Annotated in this window: 22 protein-coding genes; 4 read left to right on the top strand and 18 right to left on the bottom strand. The window is 54.2% G+C overall.

From position 1 onward, the window contains the following. The 3 genes from MXMO3_RS00165 to MXMO3_RS00175 are packed head-to-tail and all read left to right on the top strand — an operon-like array spanning position 1 to position 2,505. Positions 1–942, top strand: a complete 942-nt coding sequence (locus MXMO3_RS00165; protein ID WP_027835596.1) for an alpha-E domain-containing protein — start codon at positions 1–3, stop codon at positions 940–942. Next, positions 943–1,740, top strand: a complete 798-nt coding sequence (locus MXMO3_RS00170; RefSeq protein ID WP_117394543.1) for a transglutaminase family protein — start codon at positions 943–945, stop codon at positions 1,738–1,740. Positions 1,741–1,773: 33 nt separating this feature from the next. After that, a complete protein-coding gene (locus MXMO3_RS00175) occupies positions 1,774–2,505 on the top strand; it encodes a proteasome-type protease (RefSeq protein WP_117394544.1) in 732 nt (243 codons plus the stop codon). A 281-nt stretch (positions 2,506–2,786) separates the two neighbouring features. Here MXMO3_RS00175 and MXMO3_RS00180 read toward each other — a convergent pair whose 3' ends face one another. Genes MXMO3_RS00180 through MXMO3_RS00215 form a run of 8 tightly spaced genes read right to left on the bottom strand, consistent with a single transcriptional unit; the run spans position 2,787 to position 10,259 of the window. Continuing rightward, positions 2,787–4,319 carry a trimethylamine methyltransferase family protein gene (locus MXMO3_RS00180; RefSeq protein ID WP_117394545.1) on the bottom strand — a complete coding sequence of 511 codons (1,533 nt, stop codon included), beginning with the start codon at positions 4,317–4,319 and terminating at the stop codon, positions 2,787–2,789. A gap of 4 nt (positions 4,320–4,323) precedes the next feature. Then, entirely contained in the window at positions 4,324–4,791 is a 468-nt protein-coding gene (locus tag MXMO3_RS00185; protein ID WP_051213894.1) for a GFA family protein, read from the bottom strand. Further along, positions 4,772–5,674 carry a dihydropteroate synthase gene (locus MXMO3_RS00190; protein WP_117394546.1) on the bottom strand — a complete coding sequence of 301 codons (903 nt, stop codon included), beginning with the start codon at positions 5,672–5,674 and terminating at the stop codon, positions 4,772–4,774. Before MXMO3_RS00190 ends, MXMO3_RS00185 begins: the two co-directional genes overlap by 20 nt. A gap of 11 nt (positions 5,675–5,685) precedes the next feature. Then, positions 5,686–6,759 (bottom strand): methylenetetrahydrofolate reductase, encoded by a 1,074-nt coding sequence (locus MXMO3_RS00195; RefSeq protein WP_117394547.1) that lies wholly within the window; start codon positions 6,757–6,759, stop codon positions 5,686–5,688. Then, the gene (locus MXMO3_RS00200) at positions 6,752–7,192 is read right to left on the bottom strand and encodes a methylenetetrahydrofolate reductase C-terminal domain-containing protein (RefSeq protein WP_027835601.1); all 441 of its coding nucleotides are present in this window, start codon (positions 7,190–7,192) and stop codon (positions 6,752–6,754) included. The genes MXMO3_RS00195 and MXMO3_RS00200 overlap by 8 nt, the downstream gene beginning before the upstream one ends. Beyond that, positions 7,179–7,841 (bottom strand): DUF1638 domain-containing protein, encoded by a 663-nt coding sequence (locus MXMO3_RS00205; RefSeq protein ID WP_205468050.1) that lies wholly within the window; start codon positions 7,839–7,841, stop codon positions 7,179–7,181. The genes MXMO3_RS00200 and MXMO3_RS00205 overlap by 14 nt, the downstream gene beginning before the upstream one ends. Position 7,842: 1 nt before the next feature. Continuing rightward, on the bottom strand, positions 7,843–8,526 hold the full coding sequence (locus MXMO3_RS00210) for a corrinoid protein (protein ID WP_117394548.1): 684 nt from the start codon (positions 8,524–8,526) through the stop codon (positions 7,843–7,845). Between the two features lie 17 nt (positions 8,527–8,543). Next, a complete protein-coding gene (locus MXMO3_RS00215; protein WP_117394549.1) occupies positions 8,544–10,259 on the bottom strand; it encodes a formate--tetrahydrofolate ligase in 1,716 nt (571 codons plus the stop codon). Between the two features lie 305 nt (positions 10,260–10,564). Between MXMO3_RS00215 and MXMO3_RS00220 the strand changes: the two genes are divergently transcribed. Continuing rightward, on the top strand, positions 10,565–11,566 hold the full coding sequence (locus MXMO3_RS00220; protein ID WP_117394550.1) for a GlxA family transcriptional regulator: 1,002 nt from the start codon (positions 10,565–10,567) through the stop codon (positions 11,564–11,566). Positions 11,567–11,575: 9 nt separating this feature from the next. Here MXMO3_RS00220 and MXMO3_RS00225 read toward each other — a convergent pair whose 3' ends face one another. The 10 genes from MXMO3_RS00225 to hpaI all read right to left on the bottom strand — a co-directional run bounded on the left by MXMO3_RS00225 (position 11,576) and on the right by hpaI (position 26,861). Then, positions 11,576–12,151 (bottom strand): sarcosine oxidase subunit gamma, encoded by a 576-nt coding sequence (locus tag MXMO3_RS00225; protein ID WP_245985774.1) that lies wholly within the window; start codon positions 12,149–12,151, stop codon positions 11,576–11,578. After that, positions 12,141–15,116: a sarcosine oxidase subunit alpha gene (locus MXMO3_RS00230; protein ID WP_117394551.1), complete on the bottom strand. Its 2,976-nt coding sequence runs from the start codon at positions 15,114–15,116 to the stop codon at positions 12,141–12,143. The genes MXMO3_RS00225 and MXMO3_RS00230 overlap by 11 nt, the downstream gene beginning before the upstream one ends. Beyond that, positions 15,113–15,415, bottom strand: coding sequence for a sarcosine oxidase subunit delta (locus MXMO3_RS00235; protein WP_117394552.1), 303 nt, complete (start codon positions 15,413–15,415; stop codon positions 15,113–15,115). The genes MXMO3_RS00230 and MXMO3_RS00235 overlap by 4 nt, the downstream gene beginning before the upstream one ends. Before the next feature lie 12 nt (positions 15,416–15,427). Then, the gene (locus tag MXMO3_RS00240) at positions 15,428–16,681 is read right to left on the bottom strand and encodes a sarcosine oxidase subunit beta family protein (RefSeq protein ID WP_117394553.1); all 1,254 of its coding nucleotides are present in this window, start codon (positions 16,679–16,681) and stop codon (positions 15,428–15,430) included. Further along, positions 16,678–19,113, bottom strand: a complete 2,436-nt coding sequence (locus tag MXMO3_RS00245; protein ID WP_117396659.1) for a GcvT family protein — start codon at positions 19,111–19,113, stop codon at positions 16,678–16,680. The genes MXMO3_RS00240 and MXMO3_RS00245 overlap by 4 nt, the downstream gene beginning before the upstream one ends. 10 nt (positions 19,114–19,123) lie before the next feature. Then, the gene (locus MXMO3_RS00250; protein WP_036222978.1) at positions 19,124–19,840 is read right to left on the bottom strand and encodes a TetR family transcriptional regulator; all 717 of its coding nucleotides are present in this window, start codon (positions 19,838–19,840) and stop codon (positions 19,124–19,126) included. Positions 19,841–20,070: 230 nt separating this feature from the next. Continuing rightward, complete coding sequence (locus MXMO3_RS00255) at positions 20,071–23,457, bottom strand: error-prone DNA polymerase (RefSeq protein WP_117394554.1); 3,387 nt, start codon at positions 23,455–23,457, stop codon at positions 20,071–20,073. Further along, positions 23,454–25,046, bottom strand: coding sequence for a Y-family DNA polymerase (locus tag MXMO3_RS00260; RefSeq protein ID WP_162889070.1), 1,593 nt, complete (start codon positions 25,044–25,046; stop codon positions 23,454–23,456). Before MXMO3_RS00260 ends, MXMO3_RS00255 begins: the two co-directional genes overlap by 4 nt. Continuing rightward, positions 24,928–25,821, bottom strand: coding sequence for an ImuA family protein (locus MXMO3_RS18580; RefSeq protein WP_162889071.1), 894 nt, complete (start codon positions 25,819–25,821; stop codon positions 24,928–24,930). Before MXMO3_RS18580 ends, MXMO3_RS00260 begins: the two co-directional genes overlap by 119 nt. A gap of 266 nt (positions 25,822–26,087) precedes the next feature. After that, positions 26,088–26,861, bottom strand: coding sequence for a 4-hydroxy-2-oxoheptanedioate aldolase (gene hpaI, locus MXMO3_RS00265; protein ID WP_117394556.1), 774 nt, complete (start codon positions 26,859–26,861; stop codon positions 26,088–26,090). Between the last annotated feature and the right edge of the window lies 1 nt (position 26,862).

Genomic DNA, 26,862 nt, shown 5'->3' on the forward strand with positions numbered 1-26,862 from the left:
ATGCTGGGAAAAACTGCAGGTGGTCTCTATTGGATGTTTAGGTTTCTCGAGCGGGCAGAAAACACCGCCCGCTTGCTTGAAGCCGGGTTTCGAATTGCGCTGACCAGATCTACGGATGCGGAAGCCGAATGGAAATCGGTGATTATCACGTTGGCCGCCCAACAAGGGTTCGAAGCGAAATACGACACATATGACAGCACACATGTCATCAATTATTTGCTGCGCGACGCTGACAATCCAAGTTCAATTCTTTCCGTCGTCAACGCGGCGCGCGATAATGCGCGGCTGGTGCGCACAGCGCTAACTTCTGAAGTTTGGATGTCGGTCAACGAAACATGGATGCAGCTTTCAGACATCCTGAAGCACCAGGTGCGCGAGGTGGATTTGCCGGACGTGTTGGCCGCCATTCGGCAGCAAACCGCACTCGTGCGTGGGGCGCTTAATGGCACCATGCTTAGAACAGATGTCTATCGCTTCTGTCAGGTTGGCATTCACATTGAGCGCATCGACAATACAGCGCGGATCATTGACGTTAAATATTACTCATTGTTGCCTGCCACCTCAATTGTGGGGGGAAGGCTTGATAATGTGCAATGGGAGACCTTGCTCCGTTCTGTTTCCGCCCACCGCTCATTCCGCTGGGCTGTTGATGAGGGCTTTACCGGCCCCGCGATTGCCAATTTTCTAATATTGGACACCCGCCTGCCGCGTTCGCTTATCTTTTGCAGCAAAGAAATCGTGTCAAACCTTGCTTTTATTGAGCAAGCCTATGGGGAACGCGCCATATGCCACGATCAAGCGGATAAGCTTTTGCAGCGGTTTAGCAATCGCGAAATTTCTACAATTTTTGAGGAAGGTCTTCACGAGTTTATTGGCTCAGTTCTGGGCGATACAGCAAATCTTGGATACCAGATCGAAAAAGATTACAGGTTCAACATATAGATGCAGCTCCAGATTTCACACACCACACATTATCGCTATGACAAGCCGGTTGATTATGCTTTGCAACGGGTCCATCTGCGCCCCATGACTATGGATATTCAAGAGGTTGGCTCTTGGGACCTTGAGATTGAGGGCGGGCGGATTGAAGCCAGCTACCGTGACCACTACGGCAATCATAGCGATTTGATCAGCACCGATCCCGGCGTGCAAACGCTCGCCATTACAGCGACCGGATCGGTTACAACCCGTGACACGAGTGGCGTTGTTGGCAAAGTCTATGGGCGCGCACCATTGTGGCATTTTTTGCAATCCACACCATTGACGGTAGCCGGGCCAAAAATTCGCGCATTATCCAAAATCATCATGCAAAGCGACGATCAACTGAGTGGGCTTCATGCCCTCTCAGCCGCCATATTGGAAGCTACCCCTTATAAACTGGGCGAGACTGATACGAACTCAACGGCTGAGGATGTTATTGGCATCGGCAGCGGTGTTTGTCAGGATCATGCGCATGTTTTCACAGCAGCGGCGCGAGCTGCGGGCATCCCTGCTCGATATGTAAGCGGCTATTTGATGATCAACGATCAGATTGACCAGGACGCCAGTCATGCTTGGGCCGAGGTTCACCTTGATGAGCTCGGGTGGGTTGGATTCGATGTTTCCAATGGTGTTGCACCCGATGACAAATATGTGCGCCTCGCCGTCGGCCGAGATACGCGCGACGCGGCCCCAATCAAAGGCATGCGCCTAGGCGATTCAGATGAAACTATGATTGTATCTTTGCAGGTTCAGCAGTAAATAGGTGTGTAATAACCTCATTGGATCTATGAAATGACATATTGTGTTGGCATGCGATTGAATCGCGGACTGGTGTTGATGTCTGACACCCGCACAAGCGCTGGCGTTGACAATTTCTCGGTCAGCAAAAAAATGTTCACCTGGGCCAGCCCAGACGAATATGCAATCACCATCATGACTGCCGGCAATTTGGCCACCACCCAGGCGATGATCAGCTTGTTGGAGGAGCGCTCAAAAACCGCAGAAAAGCGTGATCCAAGCATTTTGCGACAGCCGACCATGTTTCAGGTTGCGCGCCTTGTTGGCGAGACCCTTAAAGAAGTGATCGCAGGGAGCAGCCCAAATGGCCAAACCTCGGATGACCAATTCCGGGCCTCCGTGATCTTGGCGGGCCAGATCGCAGGAGGGCAGCCGACCGTATTTCTGATCTATCCCGAAGGTAATTTTATTGAAATTACCGATGACACGCCGTTTTTTCAGATTGGCGAAACCAAATATGGCAAGCCAATTCTGGTCCGGGCATATGATGCGGACATGACTTTTGATGATGCTGTGAAGCTGTTGCTCGTTTCGTTTGATTCAACCATCAAATCCAACCTTTCTGTTGGCATGCCTTTCGATGTGCTCGTTTACGAAAATGACGCCTTCGACGTTGGGCGTCAAAAGCGGGTCGAGGCGACAGATGAGGTTTTTCAAAAAATCTCCACGGGCTGGAGCAAAGCCCTGAAAGACGCCTTCCAAGAGCTACCGCGTTATTCGGTTTAAGTGGAGAATTGCGCCCTGTAATGCCCGCCTAATTGGAAAGGGAATTGCTCTTATTATACAGAACCGATGCCGCAAATGATGTTACCATTATGCGCGCGCAACTCGACAAAACCGCAAACGACCATTTTCTGATCGCGGACTGCGTAATTCGCGCGTGCCTGCTTGAACTCTGGAGCTGTGGGATCAAAGCATTTCAAAGCTCCGGTATTATTCCGGAGACCTTGACCCGATTGAAGCTGGTGCCGTCAGAGCGCTCATGTCTTTGCCTTCAAATAAATCCCTTAAGCGACGTTTGAATCGGGGAAGCTGGTTTTTTTGGCGGTCATGAAGCTGATCAGGCGCTCGTCGATTTCCGGGTCAAGTTCCGGTGGCTGGTACGTCGCCAGCATCGATTTATAGAGCTTTTCAGCACGCACCTCTGCTGTTAGGGCCCCATCTTCTAACCATTCTTCATAGCTATTATTGTCGGCAATTTTCGAGCGATAAAAGGCGGATTTAAAGTTTGCCTGCGTGTGCGCACAGCCAAGGAAATGCTGCCCCGGCCCCACTTCACGCAACGCGTCGAGCGCTTGCCCGTTCTCCGACATGTCGACCCCATTGGCATAGACGGCCAACATATTGGCCTGATCGGCATCCATCACGAATTTTTCGTAGCCCATGGCCAAACCACCCTCGAGCCAGCCTGCGGTGTGCAGCATGAAATTCACGCCCGCAATTAGCCCCTGCTGCAGCGTGTTGGCGGCTTCATAAGCGGCTTGTGCGTCAGGCACTTTTGAGGCCGTGAACCCACCCGCGCTGCGGAATGGCACACCCAAACGACGCGCCAACGCGGCACCAACATTGATCACCATGGAGGCTTCAGGCGAGCCAAAGGTTGGCGCCCCTGACTGCATCGACATGGAGCTCACAAAGTTGCCGTAAATCACCGGCGCGCCCGGTCGGGTTAGTTGGGCCAGCGTCATGCCACAAAGGCCTTCTGCCAGGCTTTGCGCTGCAACTGCAGCTGAGGTCACAGGCGACATCGCACCAGCTACGACAAATGGGCTGACCATGGCGGCCTGATTGTGCCGCGCATAGACTTTTAGTGCGCCAAGCATTGTGGAATCGAATGTCATAGGCGAATTGGCGTTGATCAAATTGACCAGTACGCAATTTTCTTCAACAAAGTCATGACCAAAGACGATTTTGGCCATATCGACGGAATCTTGCGCCCGCTCTGGCGCCGTGACGGACCCCATGAACGGCTTGTCAGAATATTTGATATGGCTGTAGAGCATATCATAGTGGCGTTTGTTCACCGGCAAATCCATGGGCTCGCACAAGGTGCCGCCGGAATGGTGCAATCCCTCGCACATATAGGCGAGCTTTACGAAATTGCGGAAATCCTCAATCGAGGCATAACGTCGGCCGCCTTCGCGGCTATAGACGAACGGCGAGCCATAGGCGGGCACCAGCACCGTGTTGTTGCCACCAATGACAACATTCCGCGCTGGGTTGCGCGCATGCTGGGTGAACATGCTCGGCGCGCTTTTCTGGATGATCTCCCGGCACATGCCGCGCGGGAACCGCACGCGTTCACCATCCGCGCTCGCCCCTGCCGCAACAAAGGTCGCGATAGCGTCCGGATCGTCCTTAATGTCGATACCGATCTCTTCAAGAATGGTATCCGCATTATATTCGATGATTTGCAGATCCGCATCGCTGAGGATTTCATAAGGGGGAATCTTGCGGGTGATAAAGGCCTGTGCCGGGGCTTCAGTTGTGCTCCCTGCCGTGCGTCCGCGGCGTCCGCCTTCGCGTCCTGGTCTGGGCATGTGACTACTCCTTATTCGCTCGCTTTAAATTGTGCGCCTCATGGGCGTTAAAATGATCTCTGACGCCATCGCCTGGCGGGTGGCGCTCAAATTGCGGCAAACCGTCAGTGATCTGGTAATAGTCGCCTTTTTCGCCAACAAACATGTGGCCCTTGACCGCCAGCCCATCTGTGTGCGTCAAGCTGCCCGCAAAAATCGAGAGCGTGCGTCCATTTGTTTGCCGCCAGAAAAGTGGCGTGCCACAAGCAAGACAAAACGCATATTCGGCAGTGGCGGTGAAAGGCGTCCATTTTAGCGGGCCTTCCATTTTCACATTTTCGCGCATCACCGCGGCAGCGGCCACAAAATGTCCGCTCAAATACCGACATTGGCGGCAATGGCAGAACCAGATGTCCGCCAGGCCCAGTGCTTCAAATTGCACAGCCCCGCAAAGGCACCCGCCCTTATGGCGTTCAGGCGCGCCGGCGGCCACGACGACGTCCTCCTCGACCTTCACCATCATTTTCGGCCGGTGGTGCACGAAATGTGTGAATCCAATTGGTGCAATGCGGGTCGACCCCGTTCAATACATCCGCTGCTTTAATGGCCGGCACAAGCCCGTCATGTAGCGGGTTCAGGATGGCCGAAGTCATGCCTGCGGCGGCGATCATTGGTAGAAATGCGTTGTTGATCGCGTGTCGGTTGGGTAACCCAAAACCGATATTGGAGGCGCCGCAGGTTGTGTTGACTTTGAGTTCCTCGCGAAGCCGTCGTACGAGGTGAAAAACATCTTTCCCGGCCCGATTGATCGCCCCAATGGGCATAACAAGCGGGTCCACGACAACATCTTCGGCTTTGATCCCATAGTCCGCCGCGCGCTCAACAATGCGTTTGGCAATTTCAAAACGCACATCGGGGTCTTCGGAAATGCCGGTTTCGTCATTTGAGATGGCCACCACCGCTGCATCATATTTTTTGACCAGCGGCAAAACGCGCTCCATCACCTCTTCTTCAGCGGTGGTGGAGTTAACCAGCGCCCGTCCCTGATAAACTGAAAGCCCGGCTTCAAGGGCTTCAATCACGGAGGAATCGATGGAAAGTGGCACGTCCGTTATTGATTGAACAAGCTGGATGGTCTCGGCGAGGATTTTGGGCTCGTCAGCCAAGGGAATGCCCGCATTAACGTCGAGCATTTGCGCCCCAGCGGCCACTTGGGCCAGCGTGTCTCGTTCAACGCGGGAATAGTCGCCTGCCTTCATTTCAGCGGCCAGAAGTTTGCGGCCTGTGGGGTTGATGCGCTCGCCAATCATAACGAAAGGCTGATCGAACCCGATACGCACTTCCTTGGTTGCTGAACTGACTATCGTTTGCGTCATGGGCTATTTCCTTAGCTTACTGTGCTTGTCAAATTATCCAGCATTTCATCGTTGGGCGTCACAACACCAATGGTGGAGTCCAGCGGTTCAGGTGCCCAGGGTTTTCGATCCCCCAGCACACCGGATGCTTTGACGATTTCGCCCACCCATTTTTCGTGGCGGTACGCCATTAGGTGCACGCCAGAAACGCCGGGCGTTTCTTTGATTTGCTGCATCAATTCAACGGCAATGCGACGACCTTCTGCCTTCGGGTTCGGTGCATCTTCCAAGCGCTTGATTATGGCATCGGGGATATGAACACCTGGCACATTGGCGCGGAGCCAGCGCGCGGTTTGTGCCGAGCCCAAAACGCCCACGCCGATGATAATATAGCTTTGCTCATGCAGCCCGAGGTCGCAGGCGCGGGCCATAAAGGTGCGTAAACGCTCTATGTCGAAACAATATTGAGACTGAATAAATTCCGCACCAGCGCGAATTTTCTTTGCCAATTGATCAACGCGGTTTTCCAACGGCGGCACAAACGGATTGATGGACGCGCCCACGAACAAGCGCGGTGCCGTGTCGAGTTGACGCCCGCTCAAAAACCGCGATTCATCGCGCAAAATCTTTGTGGTTTGCAGCAACGAAATACTGTCCAGATCAAACACGGGCTTGGCTTCAGGATGGTCCCCAGCGCCCACATCATCGCCCGTCAGGCACAGCACCGAACAAACACCAAGGGCGGCCGCGCTCAACAGATCGCCTTGCATGGCAATACGATTGCGGTCACGACAGGAAAACTGAATGATCGGCGAATAGCCCGCACGGGTAAGAATAGCGCAAACGCCAAGGCTCGACATATGACAATTTGCGCCAGACCCGTCGGTGGCATTGATGGCATCGACATAGCCGTCAAATAAATTGGCGCGGGCCAAAACTTCGTCAGGGTCAACTGAATCAGGCGGGGCAATTTCTGTGGTCACCACAAAGTGGCCCGACCGCACGACGCGCTCAAACCGACCGTGCGATACATGACCGGGCCGCTGGGTGAGTGGGTCGCCCGGGTTAACACCGAATTCTTCAACAAAATCGAGATCATCATTCATCGCGCGCCAGCCTTAGCCAAGAGGATTGTCCAATGCGGGAATGATCAACGGCAAATTCCAAATCTTTGATCGCGTCGCCGTCTTTCATCTTTGCCGCGCCATTCCAGGCATCCACCCAAACGCAGCGCATTTCGGGCTTCACCTCGCACATGCCATTTTCCCGAACGCCCCCGCACGGGCCGTTGCGAATGGATTTCGGGCAATTCATGGGACAGGTCATACCAGTTTTGGAGAGAACGCAATCGCCACACATCTGACAATCAAAGACCACTCCCTTAACCAGCCGTTCAGCGGCTGTGATCGGCGTGTCGAGCCTGCGCCCAAAAAGCCGTGTCACCCCGCGCAATCCGGCAAGAATGCCCGGCCGTGTTGCCGTGTAGATACGTTCCAAAAACCGGGCATGGGCACTTGACCAGCGTCTAATCGCGTACATGGTCATGCCCTCCATATTCAGCAATTGCGTCGGCAGCGGCTTTTATTGCGGATTTGAGTTCGCCATAGCCGACGTAACGATAGTCAAACTCCAGCCCAAGCTTGTCCGCCGCGTCAGCGGCCGCAGACTCCAAGCTGATATCGTGCGTCTGCGCTAGATAGACGACACGCCGATAATTGCCAAAATAAAGATCCCGCAAGTGGGGGTACCGATCTAGACCCAAGCCACGGATCACCAAACGGTCGAAATTTCGCACCAGATAATCAGTGAGAAAGAAGCTGCCAATCTCTTCATCAGTGATCTGGGCAAAGAGTGGGGAGCCGGCGAAAAACTCATAGCAATGTGCGAAAGGCAGCCGCTGAGCGTCATGCTTTTCCAGCACCTGATCCAAAGCCCCGCCGGTGCCGCACTCGCCATAACTGACCAAGACCTGATCAAATTCGCCGCGGCGCTCGGTGAGGATCATATCAATAGCGGGTGCAATTTTTTGCGGGGCGTTGTGATATTCAGCGGGCAGACATTGCAGCGTCATCGCACTTGCGCCATCGCCCATTTGCGCGCGCAGGGCGACGATTTCTTTCGCCAGCGCACCGCAGGCGATCACCAAAAGACGCGGACTATCGGGCTTATGTCCACGCATCGCACCCATATTAGTGATTCCTCCCGACAAGGGCTTTCGCCAATTCCGCGCTTCTGGCGGCATCCCGGCCATAAGCGGTTGCGTTTATGGCATCGGCAAATTCCTGGTTCAGCGGTGCGCCGCCCACCATGATGGGCAATTCTTTCAAAATGCCCCGCTTGTCGAACTCTTCAATCACCACCCCCATATAGGGCATGGTTGTGGTCAGCAGCGCTGACATGCCAAGTACGGTCGGCTCGTGTTCGTCAATGGCCGCAAGATAATTCTCGACAGGGTTATTGATGCCAATATCGATCACTTCGAAACCCGCACCTTCGAGCATCATGCCCACGAGATTTTTGCCAATGTCGTGGATATCGCCCTTCACCGTGCCGATGACATATTTCCCGATCTTTGCGGAATTCTCCGTTGCGGACAGGATAGGGCGCAATATCCCCATGCCGCCTTTCATGGCGTGGGCGCATTGCAACACTTCTGGCACAAACAGAATGCCGTCGCGAAAATCGACTCCAACAATCCGCATTCCTTCTACCAGCGCATCGCTGAGAACTTGATTGGCGTCCCACCCGCGTTCAAGCAGGATTTTTGTGCCTTCAAGCACTTCGTCGGCCATGCCGTCATACAGATCGTCTTTCATCTGCTCGACAAGGTCATCGTCGCTCAATTCGCGGAGGATAATTTCGTCGTCACTCATCTTTATTATCTCTCTTCCTATGCAAGTCCGACGATGTCGCCGTTTCCATCCAGGCCAATATCCAACGCCGCGGGACGCTTCGGCAGCCCGGGCATCGTCATGATATCGCCGCATACAATGACGACAAATCCAGCCCCCGCAGAGAGGCGCGCTTCGCGCACTTCCAGCGTGTGGCCTTCCGGCGCACCAGTAGATTTGGGGTTGGTGGAAAAGCTATATTGGGTTTTCGCGATGCAAACCGGCAAATGGCCGTATCCAAGCTTTGAAAACTCATCGAGGCTACGGGATGCCGCGCTGCTAAAGTCAACGTGCGCCGCCCGGTATATTTCACGCGCCACCGTTTCAACCTTCGTTTTCAGCGGTGCATCATCAGGATAAAGCAAGTTGATTTCTGGCGTGCCTTGATCCAATTGATCCTTGACTGCTTGGGCAAGCTCTTCCGCCCCAACGCCGCCTTCGGCCCAGTGCTTCGCCACGGTGCAACGCGCGCCCAGCTCATCACAAACCTGCTGAACAACGGCGATTTCCTCATCGCTATCCAGAACAAAATGATTGAGCGCTACAATGGGTGTCACGCCAAATTTTTGCAGATTTTCGATGTGACGCCGCAAGTTCGCCACGCCACGTTCAACAGCTTCAGGGCTGGAGTCGCCGAGGTCTTTTTTCGCGACGCCGCCTTGCATTTTCAAGGCGCGGACCGTCGCCACGAGCACAACAGCATCCGGACGCAGGCCGGACTGTCTGCACTTGATGTCCAAGAATTTTTCTGCGCCTAGGTCTGCGCCAAACCCGGCTTCCGTTACCACCACATCGCACAGCGAAAGCGCCGCCTTGGTGGCCATAACTGAATTGCACCCATGGGCGATATTGGCGAACGGTCCGCCATGGATAAAGGCCGGGTTATGCTCGATGCTTTGCACCAGATTGGGCTGAAGCGCATCTTTCAGCAACACGGCCATCGCGCCATCGGCCTCAATGTCCCGTGCGGTCACCGGCGATTTATCATGCCGCCGCGCAACGATAATATCGCCTAAGCGACGCTGCAGATCAGCAAGATCGGTCGCAAGGCAAAGGATGGCCATGATCTCGGAAGCGACCGTGATGTCAAAGCCCGTTTCGCGCGGTATGCCATGAGCCACACCACCAAGGCCGACATTGATATTGCGAAGCGCGCGGTCATTCATGTCGACAACACGGCGCCACACTATGCGGCGCGGGTCGATATCTTGTTCATTGCCCCACTGCAAATGGTTGTCGATGATTGCTGCCAGAAGGCTGTGCGCTGAAGTGATGGCGTGGAAGTCACCATTAAAATGGAGATTGATATCTTCCATCGGGATGACTTGCGCACGACCACCACCAGCTGCGCCGCCTTTCATGCCGAAGCATGGGCCCAGGGAGGGTTCACGCAGACACACCATTGAGTTCAAGCCAATGCGGTTCAGCCCGTCATTCAGGCCAACACTTGTGGTTGTTTTGCCTTCGCCCGCGGGTGTGGGGGTCACAGCGGTTACCAAAACTAGCTTGCCTTTTGGCGCCTCCGCTTTGGACGCAATATAGTCCAGCGATAGCTTTGCCTTATAATGCCCGAAGGGGATGAGCGCTTCTGCGGGCACGCCCAAGCGGTCATCAGCCAACGCCACGATAGGGCGCATGCTGGCCGCGCGCGCGATATCAATGTCCGGGGATCCCGGGGGCGGCAACTCCTCTTCGATCATGATGTCCAATGCCATGAGCGCGTCCTCCCTATTCGTCAATTTCGCCGTGGTCTACGGCGCCTCCGTCGCTGGATAAAAACCCCGCGCTGACTACAAATCATGATCTCTTTTCAAATTGGCGGCTGTTCCAAATTCGACTTCAAATCTTCAAAAAACGACAAATAGAGGCACAAAAATGCTTGGCGTTGTCGAATTGGCGGTGAATAATGCGTTGGGAAATGCAGAACGATTGATGCGCGTAACCGACGCTAAGCGATTGTTTTTGCGATCGCTCCAGGGTTCGAAATTATCGCGCTCGATTTGCGATTGGGGGAGGAAAGATGTTCAGCACGGACGCCCAGAAGGAACCTAAAACAATCGGTTTCTTGCTCGTTCCCGAATTTTCAATGTTGGCGTTTACGTCCTCCATTGAACCCTTGCGTACGGCCAACAGGTTGAGCGGACGGACGCTTTATTCATGGAAGATCATCAGTCTTGACGGTGACATTGTTTATGCCAGTAGCGGTGTTGGGGTCGCGGCGGATGCGGCGCTGACCGAAAAGCCACCTGTCGACACATTGATCGTTTGCGCGGGTTTGCAGGCCGGTGCCCATAGCACCCCGGCCCTTCTTGGCCTTATGCGCGATTATGCCCGTACAGGCGTGACCATTGGCAGTGTGTGTACGGGCAGTCACCTTTTGGCGCGTGCCGGTTTACTCGACGGGCACCGCTGCACCATCCATTGGGAAGATGTGGAGGGCTTTGCCGAAAACTTCCCCGATCTCGACATCACCGCGACGCTGTTCGAAATCGATCGAAATCGATATACTTGTTCGGGCGGCACAGCGCCGCTTGATATGATGATTTTCGGCATCGCACAGGATCATGGCCGGGAACTTGCCATCAGCGTTGCGGAGCAATTGTTGCATAATTTTGTGCGCGTGCCACACGACACGCAACGCATGCCCATCAAACACCGCACCGGACTAAACCAACCCAAATTGCTTGCGGCGATTGCCCATATGGAGGCCTATATCGAGACCCCTGTCTCCATCAATGACATTGCTGAGGCAACGCAAGTGTCTGTGCGACAACTTGAGCGGCTGTTTCGGGTCAAACTCGGCAAAACGCCGACACGCTATTATCTCGAAGTTCGGCTCAATCGGGCCAAGCTCCTTCTGGCGCAAACCACAATGCCCATCATTCAAGTTGCGGTGGCAACAGGCTTTACGTCCGCCTCACATTTTGCCAAATCGTATAAAGAGCTTTTTGGCCGATCGCCCTCAGCTGAACGCTCAGACTCTCTGGTGCTGTCGCCCTCTCATGCCCACGGGACTGCCTAGCGCCGCTCCCTATTGGGCTTGGCCACCATTGGAGAGCACAGAGAGAAAGTACGGCGCAAATGATCGCCATATCTCGATGTGAAAAATCGTTTCTGTTTCGCGAAACAGCACAATCTCCGCGCGCTCAAAAATGGTGCGCGTACATTTGCCCACCGGAAATGCGGCCAAATCCACATCAAGTGGACAGCCCACATTGATCAGCTGCGCTGCTCCCTCGCCACCAATATGGAACGCGACGTTGCGATGCGACACGTCAACAAGGCTGAAGGGCGATGCCGTATGGCGCTTGCACTTCTCTTGAAGTGGCGCACCAGTCTCGGGGGCTGCGATGATCAACCATTCGTCCGGTGCCAAACACATGATGAGCGCATCATCGTCGCGATAGGCTGAGTTGATTTTGGTGGGCAGCGCCAGGCCGGTTGCCTTGGCAAAAGCCGCAACATTGCTTTCACGCAAGCGAAGGCTGAAGCGAGATTTTTCGCCCATAAGCTCGACGGTAAAAGATTGGCCAGGATGGTCTAGGCTCTGGCCTATCGTCACGCCCTGATCCATTTCCAAGGTGCTGTTGGTCGCATCAGATGACATTGAGCCGCTCCCCTTGCTTATCGTAGAAAATCGTCTCGACAATTTCCGCTTCGATCATTTCATCGGGCATCGGCACATAAATGGTTTCGCCCTTCAGCGCATGGCCGTTGGCCACAAGCGCCAGGGCGACTGAGCAGCCCAATGTCTCGCTCCAATAGGATGAGGTGACATGCCCGACCATATCCATGGGGATGGGCTGGTCCGGGGTCATGACAATTTGAGCCCCCTCTTCCAACACGGTCTTTGGATCACTGGTTTTGAGGCCCACCAATTGTTTGCGCCCTTCGGCGACAATGTCAGGCCGCGCAAGCGATCGCATGCCCACAAAGTCGGTTTTCTTTTTGCCGATGGCCCAAGACATGCCCGCATCATAGGGCGTAACCGTGCCGTCCGTGTCTTGACCGACAATGATAAAGCCCTTCTCTGCCCGCAATACGTGCATGACTTCGGTGCCATAGGGCGTGATGTCATATTGCTTCCCGGCTTCATAAAGCATTTCCCATAGGGCGCGGCCATAATGGGCAGGTACGTTGATCTCAAAGCCCAACTCGCCGCTAAAGCTCACGCGGAACAGTCGCGCATCGACGCCACACACTTTGCATTCGCGCACCGCCATGTGTGGGAACGCGTCCGGCGACAAATCAACCCCTTCAACAAATGGCTCGATCAGCTTGCGGGCATTGGGACCATTCAGGGCAATTACCGCCCATTGCTCGGTGATGGAGGTCAGCCAAACATCAAGGTCCGGCCACTCTGTTTGTAAATAGTCTTCCATGTGCGCCAAAACGCGCGGTGCCCCACCTGTCGTGGTGGTCACATGAAAACGATCTTCCGCCAGTCGCCCGATTACCCCATCATCCATGATGTAGCCATCTTCGCCCAGCATCAGCCCGTAGCGACAACGCCCGACGCCCAACTTGGTCCATGGGTTGGTGTACATGCGGTTCATAAATTCGGCGGCATCTGGGCCAACCACTTCAATTTTGCCCAGCGTGGATGCATCAAATATGCCCAACGACTCGCGCGTCGCCTTGCATTCGCGGGCCACGGCCTTATGCATATCCTCGCCCTTTTGGGGGAAATATCGCGCGCGCCGCCACAAGGCGACCGGCTCGAAAACGGCGCCATTTTCCTCCGCCCAGCCATCAATCGATGTTTTGCGCACCACATCAAAGGCTGCACCGCCATTATTGCCCGCCAGTGCACCAAACGTGGTTGGGGTGTAAGGCGGGCGAAATGTGGTCAGGCCCACTTGCGTGACCGGGCGATTGAGCGCGCGCGAGGCAATTTGCAACCCGTTCAGGTTTGATGTTTTGCCCTGATCGGTTGCCATGCCCGTCGTGGTGTAGCGTTTAATATGCTCAATCGATTTGAAACCTTCGCGCACCGCCAAGCGGATGTCTTTCGCGGTCACATCATTTTGAAAATCTACAAAGGCTTTGACGCGTGACTCGTCGCGGTGGGTTGGCAGAATTTCCAAGGCCCCGTCGCCAGTCCATGGTGCAGGTTCAACCGCTTCAAAGCTGTCATTGCCACCGCCTGCGTTTGCCCCTGTGGCCAGCGCCACGCCAAGCCCGAAATCGCCGTTACAAGCGCCGACGCAAACAGCATTTTCATTTGCTTTGTCCGGCACATAGGCAGCAAGGTCTTCACGCCATTTCAACGAGCCTTTGGAATGGGACCAAAGGTGCACGCTGGGCGTCCAACCGCCCGACATAATCACCGCATCACACGAAAGGGTTTCACCCTTTGGATCAACTTGATCTCCGTTCACCTTATTTGTCGTGACACCGCTCACCCGATGACGACCGGCGGTCGCGGTCACTGTCCATCCAACGCGAACTTCAATGCCGCGTTTTTCCGCTTCTGCCTGCAAATTTTCATCGACTTGAGGGCGGCAATCGATGATCGACACAATTTGACTATTGGCATCTGCCAAATCGAAAGCAGCCTGATAGCCGCTATCATGACTGGTGACCAACGCAATGCGTTCGCCCACCGCCACGCCGTAGCGATTAAGAAAAGTTTGTGCGGCAGAAGCCAGCATAACACCGGGACGGTCATTTCCAGCGAAAACCAACGGCCGTTCGATGGCGCCTGTCGCAAGTATGATTTTTTTGGCCCACACGCGGTGCAATCGTTCGCGCGGCCCGTCTGCTTCTCCATCTTTCAAATGGTCAGTTAGACGTTCGGCAAGGCCGAGGAAATTGTCGTGATAATAGCCAATTGCCGTAGTACGTGGCATGAGAGTGACATTTTCCGCCTGCTCCAGTTCATTCAAGCTACGGGCCAGCCAGTCTGCCGCGGGCAAGCCGTCGATCATTGCCTCCGGCGTGGACAAAAGTGACCCGCCGGGTTCGGCCTGCTCATCAACAAGGATCACACGGCCACCCTGTTTGGCGGCCGCAAGCGCCGCTGCAACACCTGCTGGCCCTGCACCAACAATCAGCGTTTCACAATGGGCGTAACAGGCTTCATATTTATCGGGGTCTTCTGCCTTTGGCGCTGGCCCCAAACCTGCTGTGGCGCGGATGACCGGTTCATACACTTTGTCCCAGAAGGATTTCGGCCACATGAAGGTTTTGTTGTAAAACCCGGCCGGGAAAAAAGCGGAAAACACATCATTGAGCGATGTGACATCAAATTTGAGCGAGGGCCAATTGTTCTGACTTTGTGCCGTCAATCCGTCGAACAGTTCCAGCGTTGTTGCCCGCACATTGGGCGTGACACGCCCCGGCCCCCGATCAAAGGCGACAAGGGCATTTGCCTCGTCTGATCCCGCCGCCAAGATGCCGCGCGGGCGGTGATATTTGAACGAGCGCCCCACCAAATGCACGCCATTGGCCAGCAAGGCCGAGGCGAGCGTGTCGCCCTCATAGCCTTGATAAGTTGCCCCGTCGAAAGTGAATTCAACTGGCGCGTTCTGATTGACCCGGCCGCGTCCGACACGTCTAAAATTGTTCATGATGACCGCTCCGCGATGGTTTCGGAGGAGGGGCGTTGTTCGCCGCATTTATAGGTCATGACAAACTTGTCGCTTACCGTGTCGCGTACCGCATTGAAAAATTTGGCGCACCCATGGGCATGCACCCATCGTTCGAAATGGGTACCGCGCGGATTGTTGCGTATGAATAGATATTTCGCCCATTCGTCATCGCTTAAAGCGGATGGGTTTTCCGGTCGCGCGATATGCGCTTCGCCCGCATAGCGGAACTCCAATTCGGGCCGCTTTTCGTTGCAAATGGGACATTCAATCATCATCATGGCGAAAACTCCCTAGTGCGCTACCGCGGCGGCTGCCGCTTCGTCGATCAGGCGGCCCGTTGTAAAACGTTCCAACGTAAATGGCGCATTGATCAGGTGTGGTTCATCTTTGGCGATGGTGTAGGCCAGTAAATCCGCTGCGCCCGGCGTGGCTTTAAAACCGCCTGTGCCCCATCCACAATTGACGTAAAGCCCGGGCACCGGGGTGCGGCCCAAAATACAAGAACGATCTGGCGTCACATCAACCACGCCGCCCCAACTGCGCAGCATGCGCATGCGTTTAAAGATTGGGAAAATCTCGCATATTGCGGCCAGCGTGTGTTCGACAATGTGCAGCGCCCCGCGCTGGCTATAAGACACATATTGGTCTGTCCCCGCCCCAATCACCAGCTCGCCTTTGTCCGATTGGCTGATATAGGCATGCACGGAATTGGACATGACCACACAGGGGAAAATCGGCTTCACAGGTTCCGATACGAGCGCTTGCAAGGGGTAGCTTTCCAGCGGAAAGTCGAGCCCGGCCATATTCATTATGATGGATGAGTTGCCAGCTGCAGACACGCCGATCTTTTTTGCGCCGATAAATCCTTTTTCCGTTTCAACGCCTTCCACAGCGCCATCGGCCCCGCGCCGAACGCCGGTTACAGCGCAATTTTGAATGATATCGACGCCCAGTTTCGCCGCCGCGCGGGCATAGCCCCACGCCACGGAATCGTGGCGGGCAACCCCGGCCCGCTGCTGTAAGGCACCGCCCATCACCGGATAGCGTTTGGCTGAGGAAATATCGAGCGGCGGACAGAAGGCTTTGCATTCTTCCGGCGTCATCCATTTATTATCAACGCCGTTCAATCGGTTGGCGTGGATATGACGCTGAAAGCTTTGAACGTCGTGCACATTGTGCGCCAACATCAAAACGCCGCGCTTGGAAAACATCACATTGTAGTTCAGCTCTTGCGACAACCCATCCCACAGATCAACCGCATGATCATAGAGCCGCGCGCTTTCATCATAAAGATAATTGGAACGGATGATGGTTGTGTTGCGCCCGGTATTGCCGCCGCCGAGCCAGCCTTTTTCAATGACGGCGACATTAGTGATGCCATATTTGCTGGCAAGATAATAGGCGGCGCCGAGACCATGCCCGCCCGCGCCAACGATGATCACATCATAGGCACTTTTGGGCTGGGCATCGGGCCATTGCTCCGGCCAGTTTTTATGGCCGGAGAGCGCATTGGCAAAAAGAGAGCGCGCAGAATAACGGATCACGAGCGCAACCTTTCATTTGTAGGATCATAGGGACTTTCTTCCAGCACAGCAGCCTTATAGCGCTGGCCTAAGATTTCGATCTCAAGCTCCTGACCTGTTTCCGCCAGATCAGGACGAACCATGGCGAGTGCGAGAGACTTGTTGAGACGGAAGCCAAATCCACCCCCTGTCGCCCGGCCCACAACTTCGCCATCAAGGTAGATCGGGTTATTGCCGATAACATCGGCATCTTCACACCCCATCACCTCAAGCGTGGCGAATGCGTTCTTCGCGCCACGTTCTTTCCATGCGATCAGATTGTCTTTGCCGACAAAGTCGCCCTTCTTCAACGCAATGAAACGGTCTAGACCCGACTCATAGGCCGAATATTCAATCGACATTTCCGTGCCGACGAGGCGGTAAGATTTCTCAAGCCGCAAATTATTCATGGCGCGGATACCAAACGGTTTAAGGCCATGGGCATCGCCATTTTTAAAAATCGCATCAAAAATATGGTTTTGATATTCGATCGGATGGTGGATTTCCCATCCCAGCTCGCCAACAAAATTGACGCGCAGCAGTTTGACCGGCGCATGGCCAATTGAGGTCTCCTGCCCTGTGAGCCATGGGAAAGCTTCATTGGACAGATCCGCACCGCAAATGGGCTGCAGCAAATCGCGCGCCTTTGGCCCGGCGACCACAAGAACGCCCATCGCGCCGGTAAGGTTTTGGAATTGCACGGAGCCATCTGTCGGCATTTGTTTTTTCAGCCAATCATGGTCAAGCCGCTGCCAGGCACCTGCCGACACGACATAAAAGCTGTCCGGCCCTTCGCGTTGCACCGTAAATTCGGAATGCACGCCGCCGAGTGGCGTTAGCCCATGCAGCAAGCCGACCCGTCCGATCTTTTTCGGCAAACGGTTCGCCAAAATTCGATCCAGAAACGCTTCGGCGCCCGGCCCGCTTATGCGCGCCTTGGCAAATGCGGTCATATCCAACAAGCCGACATTTTCTGCCACATTGCGACATTCATTGCCCACATGTTCAAACCATTTGGAGCGACGGAATGACCAATCATCTTCCTGCGGCACACCTTCAGGCGCGAACCAGTTTGGTCGTTCCCAGCCAAACAATTGACCAAAAACGGCGCCTTTTTCCTTCATCCGGTCATAGCAAGGTGAGGTCCGCAATGGCCGCGCAGCGCCGCGCTCTTCATCCGGATAATGCACTTTGAAAACGTGATCGTACGCTTCCTCGTTTTTCTTGATGAGGTAAGATTTGGTGGCGTAATCCCCAAATCTGCGCGGATCAACACCGAGCATATCAACGCTTGGGGTGCCTTCAACAATCCATTCGGCAAGCTGCCAGCCCGCGCCGCCGGCTGCAGTGATGCCGAAGCTGTGGCCTTCGCTCAGCCAGAAATTCTTTTTGTCCCATGCGGGCCCAACAATCGGGTTGCCATCTGGCGTATAGGCAATCGCACCATTATAGACTTTCTTGATGCCGAGCTCTTCGAAAATGGGTACGCGGCGGAACGCCGACTCGATGTGCGGCATCAGGCGCTCGACATCTTCTTGAAACAGTTCATATTCGCTCTGGGCATCCGGCCCATCTACATAGCAAGCTGGCGCCCCGGCTTCGTAAGGCCCAAGCAAAAGCCCTCCCGCCTCTTCGCGCATATACCATGACCCATCGGACTCGCGCAGCACGCCCATTTCGGGCAGTCCTTTTTCGCGCCGCTCGAGGATCGCTGGATGAGGCTCCGTCACGATAAATTGGTGCTCCACGGGAACAACAGGAATATCGAGACCAACCATAGCCCCGGTCTGGCGAGCGAAGTTCCCTGTGCAAGAGATAACATGTTCGCAGGTTACCGACCCCTTGTCGGTTTCGATTGTCCATTCGCCATTCGCTGCCTGACTAATGCCGTTCACGGTCGTGTAGCGGTGGATTTTAGCGCCCATGGACCGCGCGCCGCGGGCGAGCGCTTGGGTGAGATCGGCGGGTTGCACATAGCCGTCATTTGGATGACGAATGGCGCCGACGAGATCGTCCTTGACCGCCAAAGGCCATAGGTCGACCACCTCGTCTGGCGTTAGAAATTCAACGTCCACGCCGATGGTTTGGGCGACGCCCGCATATTGATGATATTCATCCATCCGGTCCTGGTTGGTGGCGAGGCGAATGTTTGAAACCGTACTCAGGCCCACATCCATGCCGACCTCGGCGCCAAGGCGTCCATATAGATCTACCGAATATTTATGCAACTGGCCCACGGAATAGCTCATATTGAACAGCGGCAGCAGCCCGGCAGCATGCCATGTGGAGCCAGATGTCAGCTCCTTTCGTTCGATCAGGATGACATCCGTCCATCCCTTTTTCGCCAAATGATAAAGTGTTGAAACACCGACGACCCCGCCGCCGATCACCACAGCCCGTGCCGATGACGGCAGGGCCTGCTCGCTATTTTGATTGGTCATGGTCCGCTGCCTTTTGTTGAGAGCCAGTAGAAGAATCCGGGCGGTCCATTGCATTGGTCTTTGCATTGAACTTGGGGGCCGTCCGGCCGGTTTCCTTTGCGATGGCGGCTAAGGCTGTTTCCAAAATCCGCCAACATTCCTCTTGTCGTACGCTCAGCGCCAAGCGGCGCTCGATCCACAATCCGCGCTGCAATGCACTCAGCTCAATGGCTTTCATGCGGGCGGCGGCGCGCGAAAAACCCAGTTCGCGCAAATCTGCTGTGCTGTTTGAAATCATTCTGCTGCTAAAAATGTGCATCAGCCGGGCAACGCTTTTGTCGGCGCCGGAATAGGCCCAGAATTGCGGCCATATGATCGAAATATCGGCCATAAAGTGAAATGGGCTGAAATGCACTTCGAGCGAGCGCGCAATCCGCTTGAGCGGATCAGGCTCGGTGCGCCGGATCGCGATCGTCTCTTCACGCAGGGTGCGCACCATATAAAGGAAGGCCTGATAAATCAGCGCATCTTTGGTATCGAAGAAATAGTGGATTGAGGCGGTCGACACGCCCGCGCGTTTAGAGACCAGCTTGGTGGTGAGGTTGGCGATGCCTTCCTTCGCCATCACTGAGAGCACGCCATCGATAATCGCTTGCGGCGTATCCCTTGCGATGCTCGCGTTTTTACCTGGCTGATCCATATTGCCCACCACCCTGCTCATGGCTGCTCAGCGCGGCCTTTGGCCACTAACTGATTAGTTAGTCAGCTTATGACCAACTTTTTACAGTGTCAATCCATAGCCGCCTACATTTGTTTAGCGGGCATCAAGGCGCTCTGGTTAACGCCTGCCGTTGCGCTCATTGTGAGTTGACCGTTGACTGGCGCAATTTTGCTCCGAACCCGACAGCGAGAACGATTACCCGATGCCGACGCGTTCAGGCGCCTCTGCGCCTAATGGAAGTCGCGGGAGCGGGGGATAACGCGGACATTTCGCGGATGCCGAGCCGTGTCAGGTTTCACGCGACTATCATATTCCACGTTTGAGACCACTTCATCTGCGGGCGCATAGGCGGGGCGCACAAAACCATCGGACAATTTTTCCAGCCAGTTTGTGCGGTCAATCAATTTGCGTGCAATCAAATGCAAAACATTATCTTCAGTTTGTACTTGCCCATGCACCTCAATCAATTTTGCGCCCATCACCACTTTTCGATATTTCTCCAAAACCTTTTTCCACACGATGATATTGGTGACCCCTGTTTCATCCTCCAGCGTTACGAAAACGACACCTTTGGCTGTGCCCGGCCGTTGACGCACCAACACCACCCCTGCCGTGCTGGCCCAGCGATTATTGTTTAATTTTCTGATTTCTTGTGCCGTCACATGACGACGCTGTTGCAGCTCTTCACGCAGGAATGAAAGCGGGTGTGCCTTTAAAGAAAAGCGGGTGAATTGATAATCGGCAAAAACCTGTTCAGACAAGCGCAATTGCGGCAGCTGGGTTTCTTTTTCCTGTTGCTGTTCAGGTGCTTTGGCGTGATCAAACAAAGGCAGTGGTTTGGCCGGCGTCAGGGCGCGTGCCGCCCATTTGGCCTGCCGTCGATCCATGCCAATGGAGCGTAATGTATCTGCATCGGCCAACCGCTCCACATCAAACAACCGCAAGCCTGCGCGGTGGTGAAGGTCCTCAATTGTGGTAAAGGGTTTTTGCTGTCGTGCCGCCAGCACTTGCTCGGCATATTGTTTGTGGAACCCATCAATTTGCCGCAATCCAACCCTGATGGCCCATTTGGGCTTGGGATAAAGCGTCGCCCATAATTTAGAGTTTTGATTGATGGCTTTGCCCCAATGTTCCGGCGCAACTGGCTTTGGTTCTTTAGCTGTGGTCTCGGGATAATTTTCAACGGGCTCGAGCGTATAATCCCATTCAGAATGGTTCACATCCGCAGGCAAAATTTCAACATTATGCTCTTTGGCATCACGCACAATTTGGGCAGGTGCATAAAACCCCATCGGTTGCGCATTGAGCAGGGCCGCCGCAAAAATTTCCGGGTGATGATGTTTCAGCCAACATGACACATAAACCAGCAATGAAAAGCTGGCCGAATGACTTTCAGGGAAGCCATATTCAGAAAAGCCCTTAATCTGATTAAAGCAACGCTGGGCAAAGTCGCGGTCATATCCTCGCGCCACCATACGTTCGACCATGCGCTCTTCCAATGTATGAATGGTGCCCGACCGACGGAAAGTGGCCATGGCGTGGCGCAGCTCGTCCAGCTCACTTGGGCTGAACTTGGCGGCCTCCATGGCGATGCGCATGGCCTGTTCTTGAAACAGAGGTACACCCATGGTTTTTTTCAAAATGCGCGACAGCTCATCGGGTGGCCCATGTTCAGGCGCGGGCGACGGCATTTCGATGGGTTCAATCCCTTTACGTCGTCGCAAATAAGGGTGCACCATATCGCCCTGAATCGGGCCGGGGCGCACAATCGCCACCTCAATCACCAGATCATAAAATTTGCGCGGTTTCAGCCGGGGCAACATGCTCATTTGCGCCCGACTTTCAACTTGAAAGGTGCCCAACGTATCGGCCCGACAAATCATGTCATAAACCTGCTGATCATCGTGGGGGATGGACGCCAGATTATGGTCGATATCATAATGGGCGCGCAGCAAGTCGAATGCCTTGCGGATACACGTCAACATGCCCAAAGCCAGAATGTCGACCTTTAGGATGCCCAGCACGTCAATGTCATCCTTATCCCACTCAATAAAAGTCCGATCATCCATGGCGGCATTGCCGATGGGCACCGTTTCAATCAGCGGTCTTTGGGTCAGCACAAAGCCGCCCACATGTTGGGACAAATGACGCGGGAAGCCGATCAGTTCGCGCGTTAATTCCACCACTTTAATGAGGTAGGGATCAGAAAAATCCAACCCGGATTCACTCAAATGCTTGTCGCCGCCAGCGCCCCATGAGCCCCAAATGGTGGACGCCATGGCAGAGGTGAGATCTTCGGTTAGCCCCATGGCCTTGCCCACTTCACGTATGGCAGATCGGGACCGATAGGTGATCACCGTGGCGGTGAGCCCGGCCCGGTGGCGGCCAAAGCGCTCATAAATATATTGGATGACTTCTTCGCGCCGTTCATGTTCAAAATCCACATCAATGTCTGGCGGCTCATTGCGGTTTTCCGTGATAAACCGCTCAAACAGCAGATCAATTTCATTAGGGTCCACCGAGGTGATGCCGAGGCAATAACACACTGTGGAGTTGGCTGCAGACCCCCGCCCCTGGCATAAAATTTCATCCATCCGCCCCTTATCCGGCTGCGGTGTGCGGGCATATTTCACAATGTCATAAACGGTGAGAAAATAAGGTGCGTATTGCTTTTTGGCGATCAGTTTCAATTCACTTTGAATATTGATTTTGATCTTTTCCGGCACCCCATCCGGGTAGCGCCATTTCGCCCCCTCCCACGCGATTTCTTCTAGATAGGCTTGCGGAGTTTTACCCTCGGGCACGGTCTCGTCTGGATATTCATATTTAAGCTCACTCAGATCAAACTGACAGGCCTGCGCAATTTCCAACGTAGCCTGCAATGCGTGGGCATATCCCTTGAATAACTGCGTCATCTGTTCAGGTGTTTTGAGGTGGCGTTCCGCATTGGCGCTCAACAAAAACCCTGCTTTATCGATTGTTTTCTTCTCGCGAATACAGGTCAGCACGTCCTGCAGATCGCGGCGTTCTGGTTCGTGATACAGCACATTATTGCTGGCCAGCAGGCGGGTGCCCAGTTGATTGGATAGATTATTAAGTCTGGCGATATGCGCCCGATCATTGCCGCGATAGAGTGCGCTGGCGACAAGATAAACAGGCTTGGGCAAGGCTTTGACCATATGCCGCATCCGGTCCATTTCGGCAGTGCCGATATTTTTGGGTGGGATCAGCGCAAAAACACAACCAGCGCAATGATCTTTCACATCGTCGAAATCGAGATGGCATTCTCCTTTTTCCGCCCGCATTTTTCCCAAGGACAGCAAGGTGCATAAACGGCCAAAGGCTTCTCTGTTTTTGGGGTAAGCAAGCAGGCTATAGCCATCGTCCAAATCAAGACGCACGCCTGCAATCAACCGGAAGTGATTGTGCGCATCGCCCTCACGAATATGCTTGGCTTCTCGATAGGCCCGCACAATGCCGGCAAAACTATTGCGGTCTGTGATCGCGATGGCGCTTTGCCCCTTAAGGTAACTGGTGGCCACCAGTTCGCTGGGATGCGATCCACCGCGTAGGAACGAAAAATTTGAGGTGGCTTGTAGTTCTGCATAAGCGCTCATGCGTAAACCCCATGCAGCCACCATGAGAGATCTTCTTGCGGTGACATTTTGTGGGGATGTTCACGATAGACCCAAAAGCGCAGCCCTGCCTGATCCTCGATTTCATAATAATCGCGCGGCAGCCGGCGCCCTGTTAGATCATCCCACCATTCGGGCAAAATACGTTCCGGCCCCTGCGCATAAATGATCTGATGGAGCAATTTACGCCAAATAAAATGCAAAGGCATATCGCTGCTTTGCATCAACGCAACTTTGATTGGCTCAGGCGTCGCCAATAAGGTGGTAGGACGGCGCGAGGCCAAGGGCCAATCGTGCCATTTCTGTCCCTTTAACGGATGCGCCTTTTTTTGTGACTTTTCCGGCAGATGGCTTTCAACAGGCGACAGGCAATAAACCGTGCCCTGCCCCAATCGGTTGGCCAATCGGTCCAGCAATGACGCCACATTATGGTCCTGCCTTTTTGTGTTTTTATGGCTGTCCAGTTGCAATTGGCTGGGCGCAAGATCACCAATCTTGTTGGCCGTTAAAATCAAAACATCAATGCCAAAACCGGGATCTATATCGTTGATCTTTTCATCCAATAGGCGCTTCACATGCGCCTTGGATCGGGTGGGCTGTGCCAGTCTAATGGCAAGATTTTTCACCTTGCCGTCGCTGTAAAACAAATCAAGGCAGAGATGCAGCACCCCTTGTTGCGCCTGATCCAACACGGCAAAAAGCTGATCCAACAGCTGATAAAAATGCTGTTCGATATTGGACTGATCAATCAAAGGCTCGACTGGCGCTGCGGTGAAACGAAGGTCTGGCTGTCCCTCGATATGTGTTAGCGGTTCTTCTTGCTGCCCCAAGGCTTGCTCTAATCTTTTGAGCACGGCTTCGCCCTGTTCCACATCAGGAAAACGACGATAAAGCGCCGCTCTTGGCAGTTCAAAAAGCTGACCAATCTTTTTAAATCCTAAATGATAAAGCGCATTTGCATGCTCCTTATGCAGCCGCAACGCCTCCACAGGCAGCGGTGCCAAGCCTTGCCGGGCTTCATTTGGCGGCAGGATGGTGAGGGCGTTGGGCGCATAATGCGCCACAGCCCAGGCGGCCCCGATATTGTCCCCCAGACCGAGTCGAGCCTTATGTCCCATGGCTTTTAAAAAGGCCGCAATTTGGGTGAGCATTTTTTGTTCACCGCCAAACAGGTGATCGCAGCCTGTGATGTCCAAAAAAATGGTGTTTGCATCGCGCGGCACAACAATGGGCGAAAAACTTTTCAACCAGGCCGCACGTTGATTTAAAAGCGCACGATCTGATGCGGGATTATGAAAAAGCGCCTCCAATTGATGGCAAAGCGCTTTGGCATCGGTGAGGCGCATGGAAGGGTAAACCCCCATCTCCCGAGCCTCGTCATTCACCGCCACAATATGAATGCCCGCCGTGTTCTGCGCGATCAGCGCAAAAGGCTTTTTCCCTTTTTGTGCTTTATTCGCCGCCTGCAAATCCGGGTTGGAGATGTTCGCGCGGTTTTGCCGCCACGCGATCCGCAAATGTTCGATTGGCAGGTTGGGAAACCATATACAAAGGATACGACGTGGTTTCATATTCAAGGCTCCATGAACCGGTTTGGCCTGTACGCGCACGCACCAGGTGCGCTTGAATCTTGCGAGTGCCTGGTGCCCGCGCATCAAGGGGGTTTGTGGCGCTGGGTTGGCTTTCAATTTGCCAGCGAGAAAACGCCGTGCTGGTCCCATGGCAATGATGAGGCCGATGTAAAAATAGAGGGGTGGCACCCTTTTGACAGGCCAGCGACAACCGGCGCGTTTGCGTGAATGTGGGGTCTTGGGCATAGCCAACAATCGCCGCAAAACTCTTGCTGTTGGCGGCCTCTTCCAGCGCCCACAATATGTCCTGCTCACTGCTGGGTTTCACAAAGATAAATTGGCCGGGATCAAGGCCAAAATCCAATAAGCCGGGGGCATATAAATGGCCTAAATCCCGCATGTGATATCGGGGCTCACACCATATGATCGGGCTTTTGGTTTTGGTGTCTTGCAGCATCATTTTAAGGGTCAGCAAGATAAAGCTTAAACTGGCCATGTCCCCATAAGTTTTGGGATAGACCTCGTGCACTGTTGGCCGTTTTAAAATGTCTGACGAATAGGCTTGCCGCCACCATTGCAATAAAGGGTCACGCCGCTGCAGCGGCAGGGGCGGCAGCGAAAATGGCTGGCGGGGAGCCGCCTGATCATTCGCAGGCTTTAACCCAGATGGTATGCTGGTGTCGGTATAAGCATGCAGCCCATGGGCCTGCATATTTGATTGCTCAATCTGGCGCAGCTTTTGCTGTAATTGCAAAAACTTTTCCTTTTTGTCCATGCGCATCATCCACCTCACTTCAAGACTCATAAAAGTGGCTTTACGCCGCTAGACTCCTTAAATGTTCACTTTTTGTTCTTTTTGTCAAGTCTAGATGGGCAGTGAGCGCCGTGCAAAACGCCGCAAACGACCTCGCAATTCTTGATGCTATTGAAAGCCCCCGACGGACCGACGGCGCTGGAGAATGCAACATTTTATCCCCGCGCAATGTCGCGTGGTTACCATAACATCTCGCCTAGTAGGTCTATCACTGTTCGGTGCAGCTCTTAGCTTGCGCCCGTGAATTCTTCTGCCAGTTTGCTGGTGGCACCAGAGAACAGGGTCACGTCTGTACCCACCGCCACAAAACTTGCCCCTTGGTCGAGGCACGCCCGGGCGAAGACCTTGTCTGCGCTTAGAACGCCCGCTGCTTTGCCTGTGGCGACAATTTTTGCAATGCCATCGAGCACCGCATCCTTGACCACTTGTTCACCGGGACGGCCCAAATAGCCCATATCGGCGCCCAAATCCGCTGGCCCGATGAAGATGCCATCTACGCCTTCGACTTGGCCAATCTCTTCAATGGCGTCAATGCCAACTTGGCTTTCAACCTGCACGATCAAGCAGGTTTGCTCATTGGCGGTTTGCAGATAATCACCTATGCGGTTGAACTGCGAAGCGCGGGCCAATGCCGCGCCGACGCCACGCACCCCTTGAGGGGGGTATTTGATCGCCCGCACCATTTCTTCGGCTTGTGCGGCGCTTTCCACCATGGGCACCAAAATGTTTTGCGCGCCTAAATCCAGCACCTGCTTGATCAACCATGTTTCGCCAATTGGCACCCGCACCACAGGGCTCACCGGATAAGCAGCCAGGGCTTGCAATTGCGCCAATGTTGATTGCAAATCATTGGGTGCATGTTCGCCATCAATCACCAGCCAATCGAAGCCTGCGCCCGCGCAAATCTCTGCGGTATAAGCGTTGGTCAGGCCCATCCAAAGACCAATTTGCTTTTCGCTCTTCAGAATGGCGGCTTTAAACTTATTGATCGGGGCTGGCATG

Origin of the sequence: Maritalea myrionectae, from assembly GCF_003433515.1 — a bacterium.
Classification (GTDB): Bacteria; Pseudomonadota; Alphaproteobacteria; order Rhizobiales; family Devosiaceae; genus Maritalea; species Maritalea myrionectae.

Excerpts from the sequence above, each read along its gene's own strand:
- MXMO3_RS00220 (WP_117394550.1), top strand. The coding sequence starts at position 10,565 with ATGTTCAGCACGGACGCCCAGAAGGAACCTAAAACAATCGGTTTCTTG.
- MXMO3_RS00165 (WP_027835596.1), top strand. The coding sequence starts at position 1 with ATGCTGGGAAAAACTGCAGGTGGTCTCTATTGGATGTTTAGGTTTCTC.
- MXMO3_RS00225 (WP_245985774.1), bottom strand. The coding sequence starts at position 12,151 with ATGTCATCTGATGCGACCAACAGCACCTTGGAAATGGATCAGGGCGTG.
- MXMO3_RS00180 (WP_117394545.1), bottom strand. The coding sequence starts at position 4,319 with ATGCCCAGACCAGGACGCGAAGGCGGACGCCGCGGACGCACGGCAGGG.
- MXMO3_RS00255 (WP_117394554.1), bottom strand. The coding sequence starts at position 23,457 with ATGAGCGCTTATGCAGAACTACAAGCCACCTCAAATTTTTCGTTCCTA.
- MXMO3_RS00210 (WP_117394548.1), bottom strand. The coding sequence starts at position 8,526 with ATGAGTGACGACGAAATTATCCTCCGCGAATTGAGCGACGATGACCTT.
- MXMO3_RS00250 (WP_036222978.1), bottom strand. The coding sequence starts at position 19,840 with ATGAGCAGGGTGGTGGGCAATATGGATCAGCCAGGTAAAAACGCGAGC.
- MXMO3_RS00235 (WP_117394552.1), bottom strand. The coding sequence starts at position 15,415 with ATGATGATGATTGAATGTCCCATTTGCAACGAAAAGCGGCCCGAATTG.
- MXMO3_RS00195 (WP_117394547.1), bottom strand. The coding sequence starts at position 6,759 with ATGAATGATGATCTCGATTTTGTTGAAGAATTCGGTGTTAACCCGGGC.
- MXMO3_RS00170 (WP_117394543.1), top strand. The coding sequence starts at position 943 with ATGCAGCTCCAGATTTCACACACCACACATTATCGCTATGACAAGCCG.
- MXMO3_RS00175 (WP_117394544.1), top strand. The coding sequence starts at position 1,774 with ATGACATATTGTGTTGGCATGCGATTGAATCGCGGACTGGTGTTGATG.
- MXMO3_RS00230 (WP_117394551.1), bottom strand. The coding sequence starts at position 15,116 with ATGAACAATTTTAGACGTGTCGGACGCGGCCGGGTCAATCAGAACGCG.
- hpaI (WP_117394556.1), bottom strand. The coding sequence starts at position 26,861 with ATGCCAGCCCCGATCAATAAGTTTAAAGCCGCCATTCTGAAGAGCGAA.
- MXMO3_RS00190 (WP_117394546.1), bottom strand. The coding sequence starts at position 5,674 with ATGACGCAAACGATAGTCAGTTCAGCAACCAAGGAAGTGCGTATCGGG.
- MXMO3_RS00200 (WP_027835601.1), bottom strand. The coding sequence starts at position 7,192 with ATGTACGCGATTAGACGCTGGTCAAGTGCCCATGCCCGGTTTTTGGAA.
- MXMO3_RS00215 (WP_117394549.1), bottom strand. The coding sequence starts at position 10,259 with ATGGCATTGGACATCATGATCGAAGAGGAGTTGCCGCCCCCGGGATCC.
- MXMO3_RS18580 (WP_162889071.1), bottom strand. The coding sequence starts at position 25,821 with ATGGACAAAAAGGAAAAGTTTTTGCAATTACAGCAAAAGCTGCGCCAG.
- MXMO3_RS00260 (WP_162889070.1), bottom strand. The coding sequence starts at position 25,046 with ATGAAACCACGTCGTATCCTTTGTATATGGTTTCCCAACCTGCCAATC.
- MXMO3_RS00205 (WP_205468050.1), bottom strand. The coding sequence starts at position 7,841 with ATGGGTGCGATGCGTGGACATAAGCCCGATAGTCCGCGTCTTTTGGTG.